Origin of the sequence: Actinospineispora spinosispora DSM 44797 (assembly GCF_000429025.1) — a bacterium.
Classification (GTDB): Bacteria; Actinomycetota; Actinomycetes; order Mycobacteriales; family Pseudonocardiaceae; genus Pseudonocardia; species Pseudonocardia spinosispora.
In genome coordinates, this window is sequence record NZ_AUBB01000021.1 from 157751 (window position 1) to 179216 (window position 21466).

General features: G+C 68.7%; 20 protein-coding genes. 13 read left to right on the plus strand and 7 right to left on the minus strand.

What is annotated here, in order from left to right; all coding sequences use genetic code 11:
- Nucleotides 1-30 precede the first annotated feature (30 nt).
- Nucleotides 31-1461 (plus strand): UbiD family decarboxylase, encoded by a 1431-nt coding sequence (locus G406_RS0109280; protein WP_028933610.1) that lies wholly within the window; start codon nucleotides 31-33, stop codon nucleotides 1459-1461.
- Nucleotides 1462-1489: 28 nt separating this feature from the next.
- Nucleotides 1490-2662, plus strand: a complete 1173-nt coding sequence (locus tag G406_RS0109285) for an LLM class flavin-dependent oxidoreductase (protein WP_245607062.1) — start codon at nucleotides 1490-1492, stop codon at nucleotides 2660-2662.
- Between the two features lie 34 nt (nucleotides 2663-2696).
- Here G406_RS0109285 and G406_RS0109290 read toward each other — a convergent pair whose 3' ends face one another.
- Nucleotides 2697-3131, minus strand: a complete 435-nt coding sequence (locus G406_RS0109290; protein WP_028933612.1) for a nitroreductase family deazaflavin-dependent oxidoreductase — start codon at nucleotides 3129-3131, stop codon at nucleotides 2697-2699.
- 362 nt (nucleotides 3132-3493) lie between these two features.
- On the opposite strand from G406_RS0109290, the gene G406_RS0109295 reads away from it, so the two are divergent.
- From G406_RS0109295 to G406_RS53790, 5 genes are all read left to right on the plus strand, one after another.
- Complete coding sequence (locus G406_RS0109295; protein WP_028933613.1) at nucleotides 3494-4438, plus strand: NADP-dependent oxidoreductase; 945 nt, start codon at nucleotides 3494-3496, stop codon at nucleotides 4436-4438.
- 193 nt (nucleotides 4439-4631) lie between these two features.
- A complete protein-coding gene (locus G406_RS0109305) occupies nucleotides 4632-4895 on the plus strand; it encodes an LLM class oxidoreductase (RefSeq protein ID WP_028933614.1) in 264 nt (87 codons plus the stop codon).
- Between the two features lie 75 nt (nucleotides 4896-4970).
- Nucleotides 4971-5591: a uracil-DNA glycosylase family protein gene (locus G406_RS0109310; RefSeq protein ID WP_245607063.1), complete on the plus strand. Its 621-nt coding sequence runs from the start codon at nucleotides 4971-4973 to the stop codon at nucleotides 5589-5591.
- 229 nt (nucleotides 5592-5820) lie between these two features.
- Entirely contained in the window at nucleotides 5821-6771 is a 951-nt protein-coding gene (locus G406_RS45750; RefSeq protein ID WP_051341856.1) for a right-handed parallel beta-helix repeat-containing protein, read from the plus strand.
- A gap of 437 nt (nucleotides 6772-7208) precedes the next feature.
- Complete coding sequence (locus tag G406_RS53790) at nucleotides 7209-8477, plus strand: HNH endonuclease signature motif containing protein (protein ID WP_051341857.1); 1269 nt, start codon at nucleotides 7209-7211, stop codon at nucleotides 8475-8477.
- 177 nt (nucleotides 8478-8654) lie between these two features.
- On the opposite strand, the gene G406_RS0109330 is transcribed toward G406_RS53790, so the two are convergent.
- Both G406_RS0109330 and G406_RS0109335 read right to left on the minus strand, forming a co-directional pair.
- The gene (locus tag G406_RS0109330; RefSeq protein ID WP_211241089.1) at nucleotides 8655-9704 is read right to left on the minus strand and encodes a cupin domain-containing protein; all 1050 of its coding nucleotides are present in this window, start codon (nucleotides 9702-9704) and stop codon (nucleotides 8655-8657) included.
- The gene (locus G406_RS0109335) at nucleotides 9701-10909 is read right to left on the minus strand and encodes an FAD-dependent monooxygenase (protein ID WP_245607064.1); all 1209 of its coding nucleotides are present in this window, start codon (nucleotides 10907-10909) and stop codon (nucleotides 9701-9703) included. The genes G406_RS0109330 and G406_RS0109335 overlap by 4 nt, the downstream gene beginning before the upstream one ends.
- Nucleotides 10910-11099: 190 nt before the next feature.
- On the opposite strand from G406_RS0109335, the gene G406_RS0109340 reads away from it, so the two are divergent.
- The 6 genes from G406_RS0109340 (at nucleotide 11100) to G406_RS0109365 (ending at nucleotide 17609) form a co-directional block, all read left to right on the plus strand.
- Complete coding sequence (locus G406_RS0109340) at nucleotides 11100-11975, plus strand: fumarylacetoacetate hydrolase family protein (RefSeq protein ID WP_028933618.1); 876 nt, start codon at nucleotides 11100-11102, stop codon at nucleotides 11973-11975.
- Between the two features lie 331 nt (nucleotides 11976-12306).
- Nucleotides 12307-12783: a MarR family winged helix-turn-helix transcriptional regulator gene (locus G406_RS0109345; RefSeq protein WP_051341858.1), complete on the plus strand. Its 477-nt coding sequence runs from the start codon at nucleotides 12307-12309 to the stop codon at nucleotides 12781-12783.
- Between the two features lie 119 nt (nucleotides 12784-12902).
- Nucleotides 12903-14027 (plus strand): mandelate racemase/muconate lactonizing enzyme family protein, encoded by a 1125-nt coding sequence (locus G406_RS0109350; RefSeq protein WP_028933620.1) that lies wholly within the window; start codon nucleotides 12903-12905, stop codon nucleotides 14025-14027.
- Between the two features lie 123 nt (nucleotides 14028-14150).
- Nucleotides 14151-15365 (plus strand): ABC transporter permease, encoded by a 1215-nt coding sequence (locus G406_RS0109355; RefSeq protein WP_028933621.1) that lies wholly within the window; start codon nucleotides 14151-14153, stop codon nucleotides 15363-15365.
- Between the two features lie 126 nt (nucleotides 15366-15491).
- Complete coding sequence (locus tag G406_RS0109360) at nucleotides 15492-16763, plus strand: ABC transporter permease (protein ID WP_028933622.1); 1272 nt, start codon at nucleotides 15492-15494, stop codon at nucleotides 16761-16763.
- A gap of 45 nt (nucleotides 16764-16808) precedes the next feature.
- Entirely contained in the window at nucleotides 16809-17609 is an 801-nt protein-coding gene (locus tag G406_RS0109365; RefSeq protein ID WP_051341859.1) for an SDR family NAD(P)-dependent oxidoreductase, read from the plus strand.
- 120 nt (nucleotides 17610-17729) lie between these two features.
- On the opposite strand, the gene G406_RS0109370 is transcribed toward G406_RS0109365, so the two are convergent.
- Genes G406_RS0109370 through G406_RS0109385 form a run of 4 tightly spaced genes read right to left on the minus strand, consistent with a single transcriptional unit; the run spans nucleotide 17730 to nucleotide 21339 of the window.
- The gene (locus tag G406_RS0109370; protein WP_028933624.1) at nucleotides 17730-18770 is read right to left on the minus strand and encodes a TIGR03857 family LLM class F420-dependent oxidoreductase; all 1041 of its coding nucleotides are present in this window, start codon (nucleotides 18768-18770) and stop codon (nucleotides 17730-17732) included.
- Between the two features lie 3 nt (nucleotides 18771-18773).
- Complete coding sequence (locus G406_RS45760) at nucleotides 18774-19844, minus strand: phosphotransferase (protein ID WP_051341860.1); 1071 nt, start codon at nucleotides 19842-19844, stop codon at nucleotides 18774-18776.
- Nucleotides 19845-19858: 14 nt separating this feature from the next.
- The gene (locus tag G406_RS0109380) at nucleotides 19859-20953 is read right to left on the minus strand and encodes a phosphotransferase family protein (protein ID WP_028933625.1); all 1095 of its coding nucleotides are present in this window, start codon (nucleotides 20951-20953) and stop codon (nucleotides 19859-19861) included.
- Between the two features lie 26 nt (nucleotides 20954-20979).
- Nucleotides 20980-21339 carry a nuclear transport factor 2 family protein gene (locus tag G406_RS0109385; RefSeq protein WP_037075785.1) on the minus strand — a complete coding sequence of 120 codons (360 nt, stop codon included), beginning with the start codon at nucleotides 21337-21339 and terminating at the stop codon, nucleotides 20980-20982.
- Nucleotides 21340-21466: the final 127 nt, after the last annotated feature.

A 21466-nucleotide genomic window follows, 5' to 3' on the forward strand; every position in this document is an offset into this window, starting at 1 on the left:
TCGGCAACAGCGAGTACGGAGGGCAGCACCATGCCGAAGGACCTGCGGACCTATCTCACCGACCTGGTGCGGGGGAAGAGCGGTGACCTGCGGACCGTGGACACCTCGGTGGACCCCCGGTTCGGCATCACCGCCTACGGCGCCTGGTACGACAAGCGCAACGAGTACCCGGCCCTGCTGTTCACCGACGTGGCCGGCACCGACATCCCGTGCCTGAGCAACCTGGTGGCGACCCACGAGCGGATGGCGCTGGCCCTGGGGGTTCCGGCGGACACCCTCACCCGGTCCTCCATCGCCGGGCAGGGCCGCGCGGCGCACCCGCCGATCGAGGTCTCCGCCGAGCAGGCGCCCGTGCAGGAGGTCGTGTGGCGCGGCGCGGACGCCGACCTGCGCCGACTGCCGATCCCGGTGCACAACGAGCTGGACGGCGGGCCGTTCCTCACCGCCGCTGTCTCGGTGACCCGGGACCCGGAGTCGGGGCGGCTCAACGCCGGCATCTACCGCCACCACGTGTACGGCCCGCACCGGATGGGCGTGTGGTTCTTCGGCTCGCACGACGGCGGAGTCATCCACCGCCGCTACGCCGCGAAGGGTGAGCCGACGCCGATCGCCATCGTGATCGGTCACCACCCGGCGTTCCTGATGGGCGCGGTGTCCCGGGTACCCGGGATCGGCGGCGAGTACGACGCGGCGGGCGCGTTCCTGGACGAGCCGGTCCAGCTGGTCCGGGCGATCACCTCGGACCTGTTGGTGCCGGCCAGGGCGGAAATCGTCATCGAGGGTCGCATCCTGCCCGACGAGCTGGCCGAGGAAGGACCGTTCGCGGAGTGGCCCGGCCATTACGTCGGCGGCGGGATGAAGCCGGTGATCGAGGTGGACGCGATCACCCTGCGCCGTGACGCGATCTTCCAGGACATCCAGGCGTCCGGGCGCGAGCACCGGCTGATGGGCGCGCTGCCCCGGATCGCCAGCGTGCACCAGGCGGTTCAGCAGAAGGTTCCGGGGTTGCGCGCGGTGAACATCCCGCTGCACACCCGGATGCACTGCTACCTGTCGATCCGCAAGGAGTTCGACAGCGACCCGACCAGGGCCGCGTTCGCCGCGTTCAACACCGAGCCGGAGAACCTGCGCGCGGTGATCGTGGTGGACGACGACATCGACGTCTACGACGAGCGTGAGGTGTCCTGGGCCATCGGCACCCGCTTCGACGCGGCCGAGGACCTGCAGATCATTCCCGCCTGGAACGGTCCGGGCGGGCTGCTACCGACCAACTGGAGCTACGACGCCGAGGGCGGGCGCAGCGCGCGCAGCTCCTCGGCGGTGATCATCGACGCGACCAAGCCGGCACCGCCGGTGGTGTTCCCGACCCGGGCGAAGGTGCCCGACGACGCGGTGGCGGCGGTGCGGCCGGCCTCGGTGCGCGAGGTCGGCTCCCTCGATCAGCTGCCGTGGCTGAGCTGAGCACGCTCATCTACCGAGAGGATCTTTCGTGCCGTTGCGTGACCGTGCAGGCCTCGTGGTGCCCGAGCAACCCCAGTACATCCCGGGCAGCCCGCTGGCCAGGGCCTTCGAGCAACCGCTGATGCTCGGGCTGTTCCTGCCCCTGCAGACCGGTGGGTGGTCGCAGTCCACCCTGGCCCGGGACACGGACTGGTCGTTCCACTACAACCTCGCGCTGACCCGCCAGGCCGAGGACCTCGGCTTCGACGTGGTGTTCGGGTTGTCCCAATGGTTACCCAAGGGTGGTTTCGGCGGAGCGACCGGATATCGGGAGAACTTCCTCGACCCGTTCGTGTCCGCCATCGCGCTCGCCTCCGCGACCCGCTCGATCCTGCTGCTGGGCACCGTCCACATCCTGTACGGGCCGTGGCACCCGCTGCACCTGGCGAAGTTCCTGGCCACCGCCGACCACATCTCCGGCGGGAGGTTCGGTGCCAACATGGTCACCGGGTACGCCGACACCGAACCCGCCATGTTCGGCATGACCCGGCCCGACCACGACCGGCGCTACGCGATGGCCGACGAGTTCGCCGCGATCTGCAAGGACCTGTGGGCCGGACACGACAACCTGACGTTCCATGGCGAGCACTGGTCACTCGACGAGGCCTACGTGTCACCCCGCCCCGCCTACGGCCGGCCCATCCTGGTCACCGCCACCGGGTCGCCGTCCGGTTTCGACTACGCCGGTGAGCACGCGGACATCGTGTTCGTCTCCAGCCCGGTGGGGGAGGACTTCGAGCGGGCGATCGAAGCACTGCCCGGGCATGTCGCCATGGTCAAGGCCGCCGCGAGGGCACGCGGCCGGGAGGTCCGGGTGGTGATCAACCCGACGATCGTCGCGCGACCCAGCCACGCCGAGGCGGTGGCCCGCTACCGGGCGATCGGTGACCACGCGGACCTGGAGTCGATCCGCAACTTCACCGGTCGCCACGACGCCGGCGACAGCCAGTCCTGGCTGGAACACACCGCGCGCGGTCGGGCCGTCGGCGGCCACCTACACCTGGTCGGTTCTCCGGAGGAGATCGCCGACCAGCTCGAACAGCTTCACGACGCCGGCCTGGACGGCGTCCAGATCACCTTCTACGACTACCAGCCCGAGCTCACCTACTTCGGCCAGGCGGTCCTGCCCCTGTTGGAGAAACGCGGCCTCCGGAACTCCTGATCGCCTGCGTGGCGGGACGGGAGCGGGATCGCGCTCAGGGGGCGAGGCGTTCCAGTTCGATCACCGGGATCTCCCGTTCGGTCTTCTGCTGGTACTCGCCGAACTGCGGCGCGACGGCGACCTGCTTCGCAAAGATCTCTTCCCGTTCCTGGCCCTCCAGGAACCGGGCCCGCACCGGGAAGGTCTCGCTGCCGACCTCCACCGTGGTCCGAGGGTGCGCGCGCAGGTTGTGGTACCAGGCCGGGTGCTTCGGGTAACCGCCCTTACTGGCGAACACGAAGATCCGATCGCCGTCCGGGAGGTACACCAGCGGGTTGATCCGTTCGGTGCCTGACTTCGCGCCGACGTTGTGCACCAGGATCACCGGGAAGTCGGCGAACACGCCACCGACCTTTCCGTCATTGGCCCGGAACTCGGTGATGACCGAGCGGTTCATTCCCTCGAAGTCGAACTCGTCGAGCTCGCTCATCTGCACTCCTCTGTTTTCGGTGTCGCGGTCGGTGAGACGGTGCGGGTGGAGCGTGCCGGGCCCCACCTCTGCCTGAAGTCGTGCACGCGCGGTCCTATTCCCTCCGGAGAAGGCGCCGCTGAGGATCTCGCTCGCATGTCAGAGCCGCTTGACTGGACTACGGCGTCCAATACTGAGGCGAGTGAGATCCGCAGGATCGTCTTCTGCGGCCACTGTCTTGGGGAAACCTCACTGGTCCAAGCATTGTGGCCCGTCGGATGCCCATTCCGTGGGGGTCTCTGCGGCAAGCTTAAGTGGACTATATAGTTCATCGTGTTACTCGCGACGTGCGGTGGCGTGGGCTGGACAAGGGGAGATACCGGATGAAGGCAATCGTGGTGACTGACCAAGCCGCCGGAACAGCGGGGATGACGCTGGCCGAGCGGCCCGATCCGGATGCGGAGAGGCTCGCCGGCCTCTCGGGTGCGAACTACGGCGACGTTCTCGTCGACGTTCATGCGTCCGGGTTCACCGTGGATGAGCTGGAGTGGCCCTCGACCTGGATCGATCGGGTCGGCCGTGACCGAACGCCGTCGATCCCCGGACACGAGGTCGCCGGTGTGGTCAGCGCCCTCGGGTACGGCACAACGGGCCTGTCGGTGGGGCAGCGGGTGTTCGGCCTCACCGACTGGACCCGCGATGGGACCCTCGCGGAGTACACGGTCGTCGAGGCGCGCAACCTCGCGCCGCTGCCCGGCGACGTCGACTTCGTGGCAGGAGCAGGCGTCGCCATGACGGGTCTGACCGCGTGGCAAGGTTTGTTCGAGCACGGCCGCCTCAGGGAGGGCCAGAGCGTCCTCGTGCACGGCGCGGCCGGAGCGGTCGGATCGATGGCGACCCAGCTCGCGCGCGAAGCCGGCGCCTACGTCATCGGCACCGGGCGCGCCGCCGGCCGCGAGCAGGCGTTGGCCTTCGGCGCGCGGGAGTTCGTCGATCTTGAGAAGGACGCGCTGGAGGACGTGGGCGGCGTCGATCTGGTGTTCGACGTTCTCGGCGGCGACGTCCAGAAACGCTCCGCGGGTCTGGTTCGAGCCGGAGGAACGCTGGTGACCGTGACTGGGCCGCCCGAGGCGCGGCCCAGTGACGGACTGGCGATCGACTTCGTCGTCGTGTCCGATCGCGCCCAGCTCGGTGAGATCGCCCGGCGGGTGCGTGACGGGCGACTGCGGACGAACATCGGCACCGTCGCGACTCTCGACGACGCCGTCGCGGCCTTCAACTCGACCGGGCGGGCCAAGGGAAAGACGGTCATCAGCGTTCGTGCGTAGGACGCGGGGACAGCAACCGGGGCCCTCCGAGTGGATCAATGGTCGCCGATCGTCTCCGCCTGTCAGCCGGCGGCGAAAAAGCCGATGTGGTTGAGGGCCATGTCCAACGCGATGCCCATGGGCTCGGCGTTGTGCGCGCTCTGCGCGAGCAGGTATCCGCCCTGCAGGGCGGCGAGCGCAGGTTGGCGCGCTAGTGTCCGGGGACGCAGATACCGCACAGGACTTCGTCGCCGAGAAGTCGAGCTTCTTCGAGGCCATGCCGTCGTATCGGAGGGTGATCGCGCGAGAGGGTGTCGCCAGCACGGTGGACCTCGCCGCGGTGGGTTCGGCGCAGTCGGTCAGGCGTCAGATTCGACGCTACCTGGACGCGGGTGCGACCGACGTGGTGCTGAGCCCGCTGGCCTGGACGGACACCGCTGCCTCCGAAGAACTCTGGGCTGTCGCCGCCTCGATCTGACCGACCGAGGCGGCCGGTGGCGGGGCGACCGCCCGATCCGCGCCCGACTGGATGAAGAGCCGACAGGACGATGTTGTGAACAGCACGCATGATGCCGGAACCCCGGCGGGACGATCGAATGCCGCGCTGCGCGGCATCTACGAGGAGATCCTGGCGGACCCGGACAACGTGGAGGCCACGCGGGCCGGGCTGCGCCCGGTGTACACCGCGCATCCCGAGGCCCGCATCCTGCTCATCGGGCAGGCGCCGGGCTCACGCGCGCAGCGCAGTGGCGTTCCATGGGACGACCCGAGCGGTGTCACCCTGCGGAGCTGGCTCGCGGTCACGGACGAGCAGTTCTACGACCCCGCATCGTTTGCACTGCTCCCGATGGATTTCTACTATCCGGGCAAAGGTGCACACGGCGACCTGCCGCCCCGTCCCGGGTTCGCCCAACGTTGGCACCCCCGCTTGTTGGCCGAGCTGCCCAGGCTGCGGTTCACCGTGCTGATCGGCCGCTACGCGCACAAGCAGTACCTGTCGGTCGTGGGCACCAACCTCACCGAGACCGTGCGCGGGTTCCGCGACCACCTGCCCGACCGCATGCCGCTGGTCCACCCCTCGCCGCTCAACTTCCGCTGGCACACCCGCAACCCTTGGTTTCTCGACGATGCCGTGCCCGCCCTGCGGGCACGCGTGCAGGAAGTCCTCGCCTGACGCCGAGCGGCCCGGAGCCGGAGGTACACAAGTTCTCCACATGATTGATCAGTAGGCTCGGAGGGGAGTCACGAGTCCGGAGGCAGTCATGGATCGCCCTGCTCAACAGAACTGGGGCCCTTCGGCCTCGGCCGGCGGGGCACCGCCGCGGTGGCAGGGGCCTCGCCCTGGGCCGCCTGGGGGCTCGCCGCCGCCCGGGGGTCGGCCCCCGGGCAGACGTTCGGGCTGGATGTGGTCCGGTCTGGCAGCGGCCATCGTGATCCTGCTGGTCGGCAGCTATCTGGTCGCGAACCACCTGGGTGGCACCACGCAGTCCGGCGGTTCGGCGACCGTCGAGGCGGAGGCGCTGACCGACTGCACCGTCAGCGCGGCCGACGCGGCGAGCGCCAGCAAGGCGCTCGAGGCCGCCAAGCCCGGTGACCGGATCTGTCTGAACGGCGACCTGGGTGGCCAGGAGCTTCTGCTGCGTGCCTCGGGTGCGGACGAGCAGCCCATCACCGTCCTCGGCGGTGGAAAGGCGAACACCGGGCAGATCACCGTGCGCGGCGACCACGTCGTGATCGACGGAGTCCGCATGACCAAGCCCCGGTCGCCCGGGTTCATGCTGGTCGGCAACGACATCACCGTGCGCGCCAGCGTGGTCGACGGCCCTCAGGTGGTGAAGAAGGGCGACGACGGTGACGGCATCCGGTTCTTCGGCAACGACATCAAGATCGTCAACAACCTGATCCGGAACGTGGTGAACCTGAACGGGCAGAAAGGCAATCACGCCGACGCGATCCAGACCTTCGCGACATCGGAGGAAGAGGGGCCGAGTCAGCGGGTGCTGGTCAACGGCAACAGGTTCGAGAAGATCGACAACATGTGCCTGATCGCCGAGGGCCCGGACAGTGAAGAAGGCGACGGTCTCGGCGAGGGCGAGTCCGGCCAGTTCACCGTGACCGACAACTACTGCGACAACGGTGCGGGACAGGCGTTCTTCTTCGACGACATCACCGGCGTCACGCTCACCGGCAACACCGTGGTCGGCACGATCGACAAGGCGTTCGCGCTGCAGAACAACTCCACCGGCGCCACCATCCGGGACAACGAGGTCGGACCGAAGGTGGGCTTCGAGGTCGGTATGGACGACTCGTCCGAGGAGGACTACACGGGCCCGAAGCCCGGCGGCGCCCCGTGATCGCCGTCCGCGCGCGTACAGGTCACGACCACCGACCCGACGAGCCTCGGTCAGTTTCGAGGGCTCGGAGCACCATAGCCTGACCGATCCCGCTGCGAGATCGAACCGAAGGCGGACTTCGAGGTGTGGGGATGGACGACTGGATCGCGGGGCAAGGCGCAGGTGTGCGGGCATTGGGCATTGGGATGGAGCAGGGCTGATCCCGCACCCGCACCCGCGGCCGCTCGCGAAGCAAATTTGTTTGCAGTAACAATCTTTAAACAGCGACAACAGCCAGTGAGCAGGCTCGCGGCCTGCGTCTTTTGGCTCGCGGGTCGGGGACCGTCGTCGGGTACGTCGGCGACGCAACCTTCGGGGCTTCAATTTCTTGAAAACTTTCTCCCCGGAGTCCCGGATTTTGCTGCAAAACTGTCAGACCCCCCTGAGACCATGGGGTTATGACCGAAACCGTGCTCCACACCGACACCCCGAACGGGATGTCGGCGTTGAACGCGTGCGCAGGTCAAGAACTCATCGACCGACTGCTATACGAACGCCACCACATCCAACGCCGCTCCCGCTACAACGAGCTGTACCTCATCTCCCGCCTAGACGCCGAAGGCGAGTTCGCCGAACGCGGAGTAGTCGCCAAAGCAGCGGTCGCCGACATTCTGCAGATCAAACCAGCTGAGGCGTACAAGGTGACCCGGCTGGCCAGGCACGTGTTTCCCACCGTGACGCTGACCGGTGAATCCCTGGGGCCGAAGCTGCCGCACACCGCCTCGGCGTTGGCCGACTATGCGATCGACCCAGCCCACGGTTTGGTCATCGACATCGTGCTCAACAGCCGCGCCGCCGGGCGGTTAGACCCGGGTGCGTGGTCGAGTATTGAGCAGACATTCTCCGAATGGGCGCTCACTCTCTCCCCTCACCAGTTGGCGGTTGAAGCGCACTGGCTGATCAGCCACCTCGACCAAGACGGCCCCGAACCCGGCGAAGACGGGTGCGATGAGCTGCTCAACGAACTGTGGCTCACCCCGAACCCTGACGGTGGGGGCTGGATCAAAGGCACGCTCGACGCCGGGTCGTTCGAAGAAATAAGGCGCGCTGTCCTGGCCAAGCTGTTGCCCGAGGCAGACGAGGGCAAGACCCTGCCCCAACGCCAAGCCGACGCACTCGCCGAAATCTGCTCCCACTCCCTGGACGAAGGCCGGCTACCCGCCGAAGGCGGAGTACGGCCGCACGTCACGGTTATCATGACCGAACGCGACCTGCAGCAGAAAGCACGCGGCGCGCAGTTGGAGTTCGGCGGCAAAGCACCCGCCTCCTATCTGCGGGCGATGTTGTGTGACTGCGGGATCACCCCTGTTGTCCTCGGCGGGAAGAGCCTGCCGATCGACGTTGGGTACGAGTCCCGCACCGCACCAACCGGACTCCGCAAAGCGCTCAGCGTGCGAGACCGAGGCTGCGCCCACCCTGGCTGCACTCGGCCTCCGCACTGGTGTCAGGTCCACCATGTGGTCGAGTGGAGCGTCGGTGGCCGGACTGATCTCGATAACTGCATGCTGTTGTGCAAACAACACCACCGCATGATCCACACCAGCGGATGGACGGTCAGAATCCGCGAGGGATGGCCCGAATTCATTCCACCCAAATGGCTCGACCCCACCCAGACAGCGAGACGAAGACCCCAACCACCGATGTCACTTTCGCGCGCCTCGCGGTAGCGGCGGGCAACAGACGCTCACCATTCGACCTCCGCGAGCGTCGCCGACGTCGGAATGAGCGGACCGCACGGCAGATAACCGGTCCATCCCAGGCGGCGCACCCGACGCCGCAGCACCGTCGCGCCGCCCACCAAACGGCTGTCTGACCAGGCGAAACATACAACGGCTGGTAGACGGTCAGAGCAGCTCCTCACGGTACAGGCCGAGTGCCTTGACGACCGGCTCGTTCGAGTAGGAGAAGAGCACCGCGTCCTCGGTCCGCGAGTCGTTGAGGTGCCGGTAGCTCGCCCACGACGGCACGGCCAGCACGTCCTTCTCGTGCCAGTGGAACTCCTCGCCGTTCACGACCGTCATCCCCTCACCGCGCACGACGTGCAGGATGGTGGCGGCGGTGTGCCTGCGGGCGACACCGTGGAAACCGGGAACGAGGCGCTGGACCCGGCAGGCCATGGTGGGCATGACCGGGCCACCGTTCCACGGGTTGGTGTACTCCAGGGAGATGCCGTCGACCTCACTGCCGGTGGCATGGTCGGCGATCGCCTCGAAGGCACGTGCGGTCTCGGTCCACGGGTACTTCCCGATCGGTGAGCTCGGGCCTCGGTCGCCGATCCAGGACGGGTTGAGCCTGCCGTGGATGAACTGCAGTGAGGACAGGTCGTCGGGTACCGAGGCCTTCTGCGCGGCGTCGGAGTAGAGCTCGAAGAAGGCGGTGTCGAGGGAGTTGACCAGCGGGAAATCCAGGCCGTCGAGCCACATCATCGGGCCTTCGCCCTCGTGGTAGTGGTCGTGCCACCGCCAGCCGGGGGTGAGCAGCAGGTCGCCGGGGCTCATGTGCACGCGTTCGCCGGACACCGTTGTATACGCGCCGGCCCCTTCGATGATGTAGCGGAACGCGTTGGAGGAGTGGCGGTGTGCCTGTGCCTGCTCGCCGGGAAGGATGATCTGGATGCCGGCATAGAGTCCGGTCACCGTTGCCGAGGTGTCCCGCATTCCCGGGTTGAGGAGCATCAGGACGCGGCGCTGGGCCTCCTCGATGGACAGCGAGTCGGCGAAGTGCAGCATGTAGGGCCGTAGCCGGCGGTAGTCCCAGTGATACGGAATGGCTCGGGCCGGCGGCTCCGAGGGGAACAGGCCGCCGAGGTGGCGCCACAGCGCCCCGACGCCCAACGCGTCCATCTCGGCGTAGGCGGTGTCCGTGCGGACGTCGGGGTCCGGTGTCGTGGTCATGCGGAGAGCTCCCTCGTGGTGTGTCCGAATGTGCCGGCCGCGTCGAACCCGTAGAGCCATTCGACGGCCTGGTAGTCGTCCTCGGCTCGGTCGGCGAGAAGCGCGGCGCGCAGCCGGCCGCCGATCCCGTCGACGTGGAGGACCTCGCCCCAGTCGCGGGCGGTGCTCTGGACGCGTGCGGTCCTCGGTGCCCGCCGCGCCTCGTACGCCCTGAACGCCGCCGCGATGTCGTCGGGATGTTCGTCGACGCTGTCGGCGAGTGCGACCGAGTCCTCGATGGCCTGGCATGCGCCCTGTGCCAGGTACTGCAGCATGGGGTGGGCAGCATCGCCGACCAGCGTGATGGCGCCCTGGCTCCAGCCGGTCGCGGGCGGGCGATCCAGCAGTGACCATCGACGCGTGGTGTCCATCAGCTGGATGCCGGTGCGGACGTCCGGGCACGCCTGGTCGAATGCAGCGCGAAGCTGAGCCGTCAGGTCGCCGGCGTGTTCGGTGTAGCGACGGGTGTCGATGGTCGCCACCTGGTTGCACAGCTCGCCGCGTCGTACCGGGTACTGGACGAGATGCAGACCAGGGCCCGCCCAGATCACCATGCCGTCCGGCTCGGGGAGACCGCCGTGTCGGGCGAGAACCTCCATCGGGACGGTGCCTCGGTAGGCGACATAGCCGGAGTCGGTCGGCGCGCCGTCGCCGATCAGTAGCCGCCGGGTGGGGGAGTGCACGCCGTCCGCCGCCACGAGGGCGTAGGTCGAGTACTCGCTGCCGTCGGCGCACCGGACGACGGCACCGCCGCGCCGGGGGCGGACCTCCAGCACCTCCTTGTCGGGGAGCAGCTCGACGAGCCCGGTCTCTTCGCAGGCGGTCAGCACGGTTCGGTGCAGGTCGGCTCGGTGGGCGACGAAGTAGCGGTAGCCGAACAGCTCGCGGAATGCGTCGCCGGTCGCGAGCGAGGTGAGCCGCTCGCCGGTGAGTGCGTCACGCAGGGTCAATCGGGTCGGGAAGAACGCGTGAGTGGTGACCGCGTCGAGGACGCCGAGCCGATCGAGCACCCGGGAGGCGTTCGGGCCGACCTGCAGCCCCGCGCCGACCTCGCCGAACTCAGGCGCCCGCTCGAGTACCCGCGTCCGGTGGCCGGCGCGAGCGAGGGCGAGCGCGGCGGCGAGCCCGCCGATCCCACCACCGATGACGAGGAAGGGACTGGTCACGGGCGAGGTGATCATCGTCGACCGATCCAGACGAGCGGAAGTTTAATCAGCATACGGACGAAACTGCCACTCTTGCTTGATGGCTGTCAATAGCGCCTTCTGTAGCGCACAATGACCTTGACGCAACATTGAAAGTCACATATTGTCCGTGTACTGATGGATATTGTTTCTCGCGGTAAGGCAGGTATGCATGCGACTGGTGACCTACGAAGAGGGTGACGGCGTCGACCGCGTCGGATACGTCCTCGGCGATCGGATCGTCGACCTGGGCGCCCTGATCGGCGGCTACGACCGGCCCGATGCGAAGGGGCCGATGCGGCGGTTGCTCGCGCGGTGGGACGAGGTCCGCGACACGCTTCCCGGTCCGGCCGACGCGCCGGGTGCCGCGCTGGCCGACGTCCGCCTGCGGCCACCGGTGACGGACCCGACGAAGGTGGTCGCGGCGCCCGTCAACTACCGAGACCACCGCACCGAGATGGAGATGACCGTCGACGTCAGCGACCTCGCGGTGTTCCTCAAGGCACCGTCCTCGGTGATTCCGCACGGCGGTGTGGTTCGGCTGCCCTATACCGACCGCCGGGTCGACCAGGAGGGTGAGCTGGCCGCGGTCATCGGGCGGCGTGCGTGCAACGTCGCCGAGGCGGACGCCCTGTCCTACGTCGCCGGGTACACCGGCTGCCTGGACATCACCATGCGCGGCAAGGAGGACCGCTCGACCCGTAAGTCCTTCGACACGTTCACCCCGCTCGGACCCTGGTTGGTCACGACCGACGAGGCCGATCCGGCGGACGACATCGACCTCGACTGCACGGTGGCCGGTGAGCATCGGCAGAAGACGAACACCAAGAACCTGATCTGGGGTGTGGCGAAGCTGATCTCGTACATCTCGTCGGTCATGACCCTCGAGGTCGGCGACGTCATCGCCACCGGTACACCGGCCGGAGTCGGGCCGATCGTGGCGGGTGACGAGATCGCGCTGACCTTGTCGAGTATCGGCACCCTGGCCGTGACGGTCGCTGCCGCGCAGGGTGCGGGACCGTCGCCGACCGGGACCAGGGGGCGCTGACGGTGAGCCCCGCCGGCGACCGATCGGCCGGTTACGAGCAGGCCGTCGCCTTCGCTCAGTGGATCGCGGACAAACGGGAGATGCGGACTACGGTCTGGGGGCACACGGACCCTGGGGTACCCGGGCTACCGACACGCGCTGGTGTTCGTGCTCTTCGGCGTCCCTCGGTTGATCGATACCTGACCGGTTCGTGACGAGCCTTGCCCAGGCCACGGTGAGCGAGCCGGCGACCGCGACGCGCCTCCGTCGACGGTCCCGCCGGGGGTCCGCTTGTACGATCGGCGGACGTCCTCCGGCAGGTGGGCGGCGGCCGACGACGGGAGTGAGGATTGTGGCGGCGCCACGGCAGCGGCCCGAGCCCGTCGAGTTCGACCTCTCGAACATGATCGGCCACCTTCTGCGGACCTGTCAGCAGGTCCACGTGGCCATCTGGGCGGACCACTTCCCGGGTGGCCTCACCTCGCCCCAGTTCGCCGTGTTGCACGCACTGGCCCACGAGGGCGCGCTCACCCAGGTCGCGCTGCGCTCGAAGATTCGGCTCGACCGGTCGACCACGGCCGACGTGGTCCGCAGGATGGTCGCGCGCAGGCTTGCCACCCAGGTCAAGGATCCGCACGATGCGCGCCGGCGCCTGGTGCGTCTGACCGCCGCCGGCCGGGCGCTCTACGCCGAGTCGACGGTGCGGGCCACGCAGGTCAACGAGTCGATGCTCGCCGGGCTCGAGGAGGAACAGCGCACCAGGCTCGTGACCCTGCTCGGCTCCCTGCTGGAACATCACAAGGGTCTGCTGGACTACCGCGAGGACTGAGGCTCACACCCCGGTCCCGCCGCCTCCAGATCGGTCCCGCGCTTCAGAGTCCGCTCGTCGCCGAGGGCGTGTTCGCGCTGCCCATGGGAGATCGGTCCTGACCGAACGAAGGAGAACCGGTGTCAACTCCCAACCCAGCCGCCACCGCGGACCGCGGCCGCGTCACCCACGCGGAGCTCCGTCTGGTCGACCTGCCGCTCGGCGCCGCCCGAGGCGGATCGGGCGCGACCCGGCTCCAGCTCGCCGTCGTCACGCTGACCGACACCGACGGCGCCACCGGCACCGGCTACACCTACTCGCTCGGGCCTGGCATGGCAGCGGTCGGCGCGTTGCTCGAGGAGCTGCACCTGCCCGCTGTGGTGGGGACGCGGCCGGACGAGTGGGACCGCAACTGGTACCGGATGCGGGACGCCACCCACCGGCTCGGAACGGGCGTGCCGTTGCTGGCGACCTCGGCCGTGGACATCGCGATGTGGGACCTACGTGCCGTGCGCGCCGGGCTGCCGCTGTTCCGGCTCCTCGGGGCGCAGCGCGAGCAGGTCCCGGTGTACGGCAGCGGCAGGGCGACACACGTGATGAGCACCGAAGAGCTGGTGGAAGGCTCACGCAGTTATGTCCGGGACGGTTTCCCGGCGGTCAAGCTGCGGGTCGGCGTGCGGACGCCCGCTGACGACGTGGCGAGGGTGGCGGCGGTCCGCGAGGCGGTCGGCGACGAGATCGGGATCATGGTCGACGCCAACGAACGCCTGGACCTGGCCACCGCTCGATGGATGGCGCCCCGGCTCGCCGACCTCGGCATCAGCTGGTTCGAGGAGCCGGTGCCGTCCCGCTACATCGAGGCCCACCGTGTTCTGGCGGGCGGACAGGCCCCGCCGTTGGCGGTCGGGGAGCACATCCTGGGGCTGGCCGGATTCACCGACTTCACCGACAGCGCCCCGGTGTGGATGCCCGACGTCCCACTCACCGGCGGCGTCTCGGAGTTCCGCCGCATCGACGCGCTCGCCGAGGCACACGGGGCGAGCGTCACGCCACACTTCCTGCCAGAGCTCCACGTGCACCTCGTGGCGGCCGGCACCGTCACTACCTGGCTGGAACACTTTCCGCTGCTCGACGACCTGCTCGTCGAGACCTTGACGATCACCGACGGCGTCGCGGCGCCGCCCGACCGGCCCGGCCACGGGCTGCTGTGGGACGAGGACAGGGTCGCCGCCCACACGGTACGGACAGCCCGGATCGGGACATAGTGGCTGACCTCGTGGCCCGATGAGGAAATCTCAGTTCACGGGCACAGAGGCACTTGATTTGGCTAGGCTGCCCTAAGTGTCATCTCGCGAGGATGGGCCGGGCGAGCTGTTCGGAAGGGTGCGGTGGGACTCACACAGGCGTTCGCCATAGCGCTGCGCAGCATGCGAGCCAGCGCCTTGCGCTCCGCGCTCACCACCCTGGGCATCGTGGTCGGCATCGCCGCCGTCATCGTGCTGTTCGGGTTGGGGCAGGGCGTCCGGACCAACTTCCACGACAACTACAGCCCGCTCACCGAGTCGATCATCGTGTCCAAGACCGCGGCGGCGACCGGGCCGGTGTCCTCGACCGAAAGCCTGCGCGAGTCGGACCTGGAGGCTCTCCAGTCGAGTGGTTCGCCGGCGATAGCATCCGTGACGCCGTTGCGTTCCGGGACCGCCGTGGTCAAGTACGGGCAGAAGGCGATCTCGGTGAGCATCGCGGGTGTGAATGGCACCTACCTGGCGATTCGCGGCCGTGTGGTTGCGGCGGGCCGGATGTTCACCGACGAGGAGGGCCAGGCCAAGGAACGGCTGATCGTTCTCGGGCCAGACGTCGTCACCGACCTGTTCGGCGGTGATACGAACGCGGCGCTCGGTTCCGAGGTGCGGGTGGGGAGGCTGCTGTTCCGGGTCGTGGGGGTGCTCGCGCCGGAACATGACAGCCAGGACGTGCTCGGGCTCATTCCGCTCGACTCGGTGCGTGAGGTCATCGGGGGAGCGGACACGCTCAACGGGATCGGTGTCGAGGCGGCCAGCGTCGATCAGGTCCCTGAGGCGTACTCCGTGGTCACCGGCATCATGGATCGCCAGCACGGGATCGTGGTCGCGGGAATGCGTGACTACCGCGCCGTCGCGGTGAACACCCAGGTGCTGCAGATCGAGAGCGTGGTGAACCTGTTGACCTGGTTCACGATGGCGGTCGCGGTGATCGCGTTGTTCGTCGGTGCGCTCGGGGTCGCGAACATCATGTTGATCACGGTGAAGGAACGGACCTCGGAGATCGGCGTGCGCAAGGCGATCGGCGCCCGGCGCGGCGCGATCATGAGGCAGTTCCTGACCGAGGCGGTTGTGCTGTCGGGCGTCGGTGGGGTGCTCGGGGTCGGGGCCGGCTTCGCCGCCACGGTTCTCGCCGACCGGCTGCTTCCCCGGTACCTGCCGGAGCTGGGTGCGCCGGAGATCTCGGTGCCCGCGGCCCTCGTGGCGTTCGCGGTCAGCCTGGGAATCGGACTGGCGGCGGGTGGGTATCCCGCATTCCGGGCCGCGTCACTCAATCCCATCGACGCGCTGCGGGCCGACTGACCCGACATCCCCCAGCTCCGTCAGTGAGCAGGCGGTGAACGTGTCGCCGGCCGTGAATAGTCGTTGTCACCCGTTTCGGCCCCGCTTATTGTTCGGTGAGGGGCGGCTAGCAGGTACGGAGGCGGGATGATCGTCCGCGACATAGTCGCCATCGCGATGCGGGCCTTGCGTGCCAACAAGTTGCGTTCCGGGTTGACCATGCTCGGCCTGGTGATCGGGGTCGCGGCGGTGATCCTGTTGACCTCGTTCGGCCAAGGACTGACGAACTCGGTCAACGCGGCGGTGGCGCCGATCGCGAACAGCGTCACCGTGGTGCCGAAACTGTCACCGATCCCGGGTGGACCGCCGGCCGAGCCGCTGACCGACTCCGACGTCCAGGCACTGGCGGCGATCCCGCAGATCGACCAGATGGTGCCGTTCGTGAGCGGGTCCTCCACCGGCGCGGCGGGCCAGGTCAGCCGGGCGGTGACCGCTTCGGTGCCGGGCGCCCAGTACCTGTCCGCCTCGGTCATGGGAACCACCGCGAACTTCCCGGCCGCCGCGCAGAAATCAGTGTCGGCGGGAACCTTCTTCAGCCAGACGCAGTCCGACAGCGGGGCGCACGTCGTGGTGCTCGGCCCGCTGATCGCCACCGCGCTCTACGGGCAGAACCCGGATGCACCGTTGGGCAGGCAGCTGCGGATCAACCACGCGTTGTTCCAGGTGATCGGCGTGATGGAGTCCTTCGGGGCCAACAACGACAACGTCATCATCATGCCGATGAAAGCCGCCCGGTCCGGCGTGTTCGGCTTCGGGAAGGGCGGCGACGAGGTCAGCGGCCTCTACATCAAGGCGATCTCGACGCAGGAGGTCAAGAACGTCGAGAACCAGGTGTACGACGTCATGCGTCGCCAGCACGGGGTACGGGATGCCAGATTCGACGATTTCCAGGTGCAGGACCTCGGGTCGCGGCTGTCCACCTTCACCAACCTGATCAGCCTCATCGCCGGATTCGTGCCGGCCGTCGCGGCCATATCCCTGCTGGTGGGCGGGATCGGCGTACTCAACATCATGCTGGTCTCGGTCACCGACCGGACCAGGGAAATCGGTACCCGCAAGGCGGTGGGTGCCAGCGACGGTGCGATCCTGACCCAGTTCACCCTGGAGGCGACGACACTCGGCGGCTTCGGCGGCCTGATCGGGGTGTTGTTCGCGATCGGGCTGATCGTGGCCGCCAAGATGGCCATTCCCGCGCTGGGTGGATCGCAAGGTTTCCTGGCCACGTTCAGCCCCGTGCTCAGCGCGCCGCCGATCCTGGTCGCCTTCACGATCAGCCTGCTGATCGGGCTCGTCGCGGGCGGCTATCCGGCCTGGCGGGCAGCTCGCCTCGAACCCATCGAGGCACTGCGCTACGAATGACCTGGGGATCGCCGTGTGAGTGAGAAGAGCAGGAGGCACCACCTGATGACCGACCGACCACACCACTCCGCCACAGATGGGGACATCGTCAAGGGGGTTCTGGTGACGGGGGCGTCGCGCGGTATCGGTCGGGCCGTGGCCACCGCGTTCGCCACTCGCGGATATCGGGTCGCGGTGCACTACGCCAGCAGCCGACATGACGCCGAGACGACGCTGCGTGGGCTCGACGGCGACGGCCACGTCGTGGTGGGCGGTGACCTCGCCGATCCCGGTGAGGCACGGCGGATCGTCGACGAAGCGGTCGAGGCGTTGGGGCGGGTCGACGTGCTGGTCAACAACGCCGCCCAGGCTCCGACCGAGCAGACCCGTCACCCGGTCGCCGAGGTCGACTATGACGGCTGGGTCGCGGTGTGGCGCCGCACGGTCGACGTCAACCTCCTCGGCGCCGTGAACGTCACCTGGGCGGTGGCCCGACACCTGATCGAACTCGGGAACGGCGGCAGCATCGTCAACGTCGGCTCTCGCGGCGCGTTCCGAGGTGAACCCGAGCACCCCGCCTACGGCGCGAGCAAAGCGGCGCTGCAGGCCTTCGGCCAGTCGATGGCGCAGGCGCTGGCGCCGCACGGAATCTCGGTGACGTCCGTCGCGCCCGGACTCGTGGCCACCGAACGTCAGGAGGCGGCGCTGACCGGCCCCGACGGTGACGCACTGCGCGGGCAGAGCCCGTTCGGTCGCGTCGGCACCCCGAGGGACGTGGCCGCCGCCGTGGTGCACCTCGCGTCGCCGGACGCCGTGTGGAGCTCCGGCGCGATCCTGGACGTCAACGGTGCGTCCTATCTGCGATGAGTCCCGTCGCGCCGGCCGAGTCGACAGGGCCGTTGCCGACCCGGCATCGTCGCGGTGGCAGCGCGGCCGGTCGGTGATGGTCGGCCGGTCAGCAACGGCCGGCGACGCCCTCGGCGGGCATCACGGTGCGCTGAATGCCGTGACCACCGGCGCCAGCTCGGTCGGTGTGGCGCCGTGCATGATCACGCCGTCGACCCCGAGGTCGAACTGGTGGCGCACCGCCCGCGCGCAGTCGTCGGCGGTGCCGGTGGCCGCGACGTCGAGCCAGTCCTGGGGCAGGACGGCCTGGAGCCGTTCGAGTTGCTCGTTCGTCGCGACCGCGTCGGCCCAGCCGTCGAGCTCCTGGACGACCGAGGAGGCGCGGAAGTCCGTCAGCCGGGCGGGATCCCAGCGGTTCGTGCCGACGAGCAGATCCCCATACACCTGGAGGTAGGTGGCGAGACGCCCGACCGACTTGAGGAGTGCCCGGTCAGGGGCGATCTCGTCCACCAGGGTGGCGTAGCAGGACCAGATGGCGATGGCGGCGGGGTCGCGTCCGGCACGTTCGGCGGCCTCGCGCACGGTGCGCACGCATCGGCGGACGGTGTCATCGGCGAAGAAGGTGTGCAGCACGACCACGTCGAACGCGCGGCCCGCCAGCTCGAGTGTCCTCTCCCCGAAGGCCGTGATGCCGAGCCGGATCCGTTCGTCGAAGCCGGCGTTGAGCGCGATCCTGGGAAAACGGCCGGCCGGTCCGTCATGGTCACGGACGGTCTCGCCGGCCCACAACCTGCGCATCAGGCCGGCGAAGTCCTCCATCTCGGCGGTCGTGGTCTGGGACAACCCGAGGCCCGCGATCTGCGGCCGAAGCCCTCGGCCGATCCCGAACACGAAGCGTCCGCCGGTGAGGCGGTGCATCGTCGTGGCGAAGGCGGCGGAGATCGCGGGGTGCCGGGTGTTGATGTTGGTGGCGGCGGTGGTGATGTCCATGCGCTCGGTGGCCGCGCCGGCGGCTCCGCTCAGCGAGCAGGCCTCCTTGACGTTGAGTCGCTCGGAGATGAAGGCGTTGCCAAGGCCCATCTGCTCGGCCAGCCGTAGTTCGGACAACATGACTCGCGGGTCCTCGACGTGGCCGCCCAGGGTATAGAACCCGAGCCTGTCGACACCTGGTCGTCCTGACACCGGTCATACCTCCGAGGTGGTTTCGAGCTCGTGGAAGCCGTGCCGGTCCTGGGCCTGACGTACGGCGTTGGTCACCATGGAGGTGAACAGGTCGTCGCCCCGGGCGGTGCGCTCGACCAGCATGGCCGCCGCGACCCCGATCACGAGATTCGCGAAGCAGCTGACGGCGTAGTCGGCGGCGAGACGGTCTGAGTCGTAGTCGACCCCCTGCGCCCGCAGCTCTGCGTGGTAGATCTGGAGCAACCGGTCCTCGTGCCGACGGCGGGTCTCCTGATCCAGGGCACCTCCGACGAAGTAGGCGACGTCGACCGAGGCCGGTCCGAGGATGACCGTCTGCCAGTCGACGATGGCGAGGGTTCCGGGCTCGTCGTGAATGTCGAACAGCACGTTGTCGGGCCGGAAGTCACCGTGCTGCACGGTGAACGGGCACGCCCGCAAGCGGCGGTAGTAGGCGCCGATCCGGTCGACGAAGTGCTGCGCGGCCTCGAGGTCGGCGGCGTCCATGCGCGGGGCGTAACGCTCGACGAAGCCGGCGAACCAGGTCGGCAGCATCTCCTCGAAGCGCGCCCAGTAGCTCTCGGAGATGTCGAGCCAGTCGACTCCGCGCAGGGATCGGTCGCCCCAGAAGGGCGCGTGGAACCGCGCGGCGTGGCGAAGCGCGAGCTCGGTCTCCTCGACGGAGCAACCGGTGAGCTGGTTGCCCGGCCTGGCGGGGCTGAGGTCCTCGAGCAGGAGCACGAACTCGGTTCCGTTGGTGTCGATCTCGGCGTGGTGACAGGCGGGGACACGGGCCGCGACCCGAGGAGCCACCTCCTGGTAGAAGCGGACCTCGCGCAGGTAGTTCGTCTCGCTACGGCCGGCTGCCCGGCTCTGTGGCGAGTCCGACGTCAGCTTGGCCACCAGGCTCTGTGGCCGAAGGATGTCGGACGGCTCCGACCGCAGGCGCACCTGGTAGCTGTCGGCGACCTGGCCGGTCCCGATACGGCAGGTCTCGATGTCGGTGATCCGCGAGGCCGGGTCGGCGCGGGGGAGCACGGCGTCGAGCCATGCCGCGTTGAGGTCACTGGCGTGCATCGGTTCGCCTCTCGTCAGCGGGGGTCGTGCGCGCGCAGTCGGGTGGCCTCGACCGCATCCCAGTCGGCGACGGCCGCGCAGTTGCGCTCGAGCAGCGCCAGCAGCAGCGTGTTGACCTGATCGACGTCGGGCAGGACGGCGATCGCGGCTGTCGTGATCATGAGCCCGCTCATCACCTGCGTGCGGTAGTCGTCGATGGCCTCACCGGAGGTGTACGAGGCCCCCCGCGCGGTGAACTCGCCGAGGTAGTGGTCGAGCAGCTCCCGTTCGTGCGCGCGCCGGTCATCGACGGAGAGACTGCCGGAGAGGAAGTAGCCGACGTCGTACATCGGGTTGCGCAGTCCGGTGACCTGCCAATCGATCAGCACCGCCTGGCATCCGCCGTCGGCGGGCTCGAACAGGACGTTGTCCACTCGGGGGTCGCCGTGGGTGAGGCTGAGTCTGGCCTGGGGGAGCAGGTGCCACGCCTGCGCGAGCTCGCCCGCCGCGGCGACACTGTGCAGGTCGGTGCGTGAGAGCCGGGCCGAGTAGCGCTCGACCGCGATCGCGGCGCCCCGCTGGATCATGGGTGTCCAGTAGTCGGCGGCCTCGGTCATGCGGATGGGCCAGGTGGGCGCCGTGGCGGGATCCATCGGCGAGAAGCAGGCGTGCAGGCGGGCTAGCTGGGTGAGGACCGCTCGAGCCTCGTCGGTCCCGCACCCCGCGACCTGGTCGCCGGGTGTCGCGGCGGTCAGGTCCTCGACGACGAGGTTGATGTTGGTCTCGTCGCCGTCGACGTGGAACAGGCGGGGTATCCGACAGGCGGCCCGCTCGGTGATCGCCCGGTAGCCGCCGATCTCGCGGTGGTAGGCGCCGCTACCCACCCCGTGTTCGTGCACCTCGGGGGACCGAGGGCGGAACTTCGCCACGACGGCGTCCGGGGCACCGGGAGGGCGGTCCGCGTAGTCGAGCGAAATGTGCACCGTGTCGCTGACGTTGCCCGCTCCGATGGGGCGCAGCGCCGCTGAACGCACCCGCGCCCCGGGGTACGTGCGGTCGAGTACCGCGCTCAGCCAGCCGGCGCCGATCTCGCTCGTCGTCTCCAGCAGGGGGATGGCGGTCAGGTTCATCGTCGGACCTCGCCTCTCGGTGCGACTCAGCCCCAGGGCATCGTCGAGTAGGGGGTGTTCCACACGTCGGTGATGCGACCCTCGCGCACTCGGAAGACCTCGATTCCGGTCAGCAGCCGATCGGCGGTGCGGCCGCGCGCGGTCCAGACGAGGACGGCGTGCTCGTCGTCGCCCGCGAGCACGTCCGCGGTGAACCGCGGCCGCCACTGCGGGAGGTCCGCCTCGATGCGGGCGATCTGTGCGTCGTGATCGAGCGTCCGTGTGCTTCCGGGATCGTGGCGTACCAGGCCGTCGGCGGTGATCTCGCGGACCACCTCGGTCCGGCCCGCGTGGTAGACCTCGTCGAGGTACCGGCGGATCACGTTCACCGGACTCGTTGCACTCATGATCCGCCCTCCACCGAACGTCCCTGTGCCCGAGCCGACCCGACGGGCCGCGTCGGGTCGCCTGAGCGACACCGCCCGAAAGTGGAACGGTGTCGTGTCAAAAACAGGAACACGAACCTAATTGTCG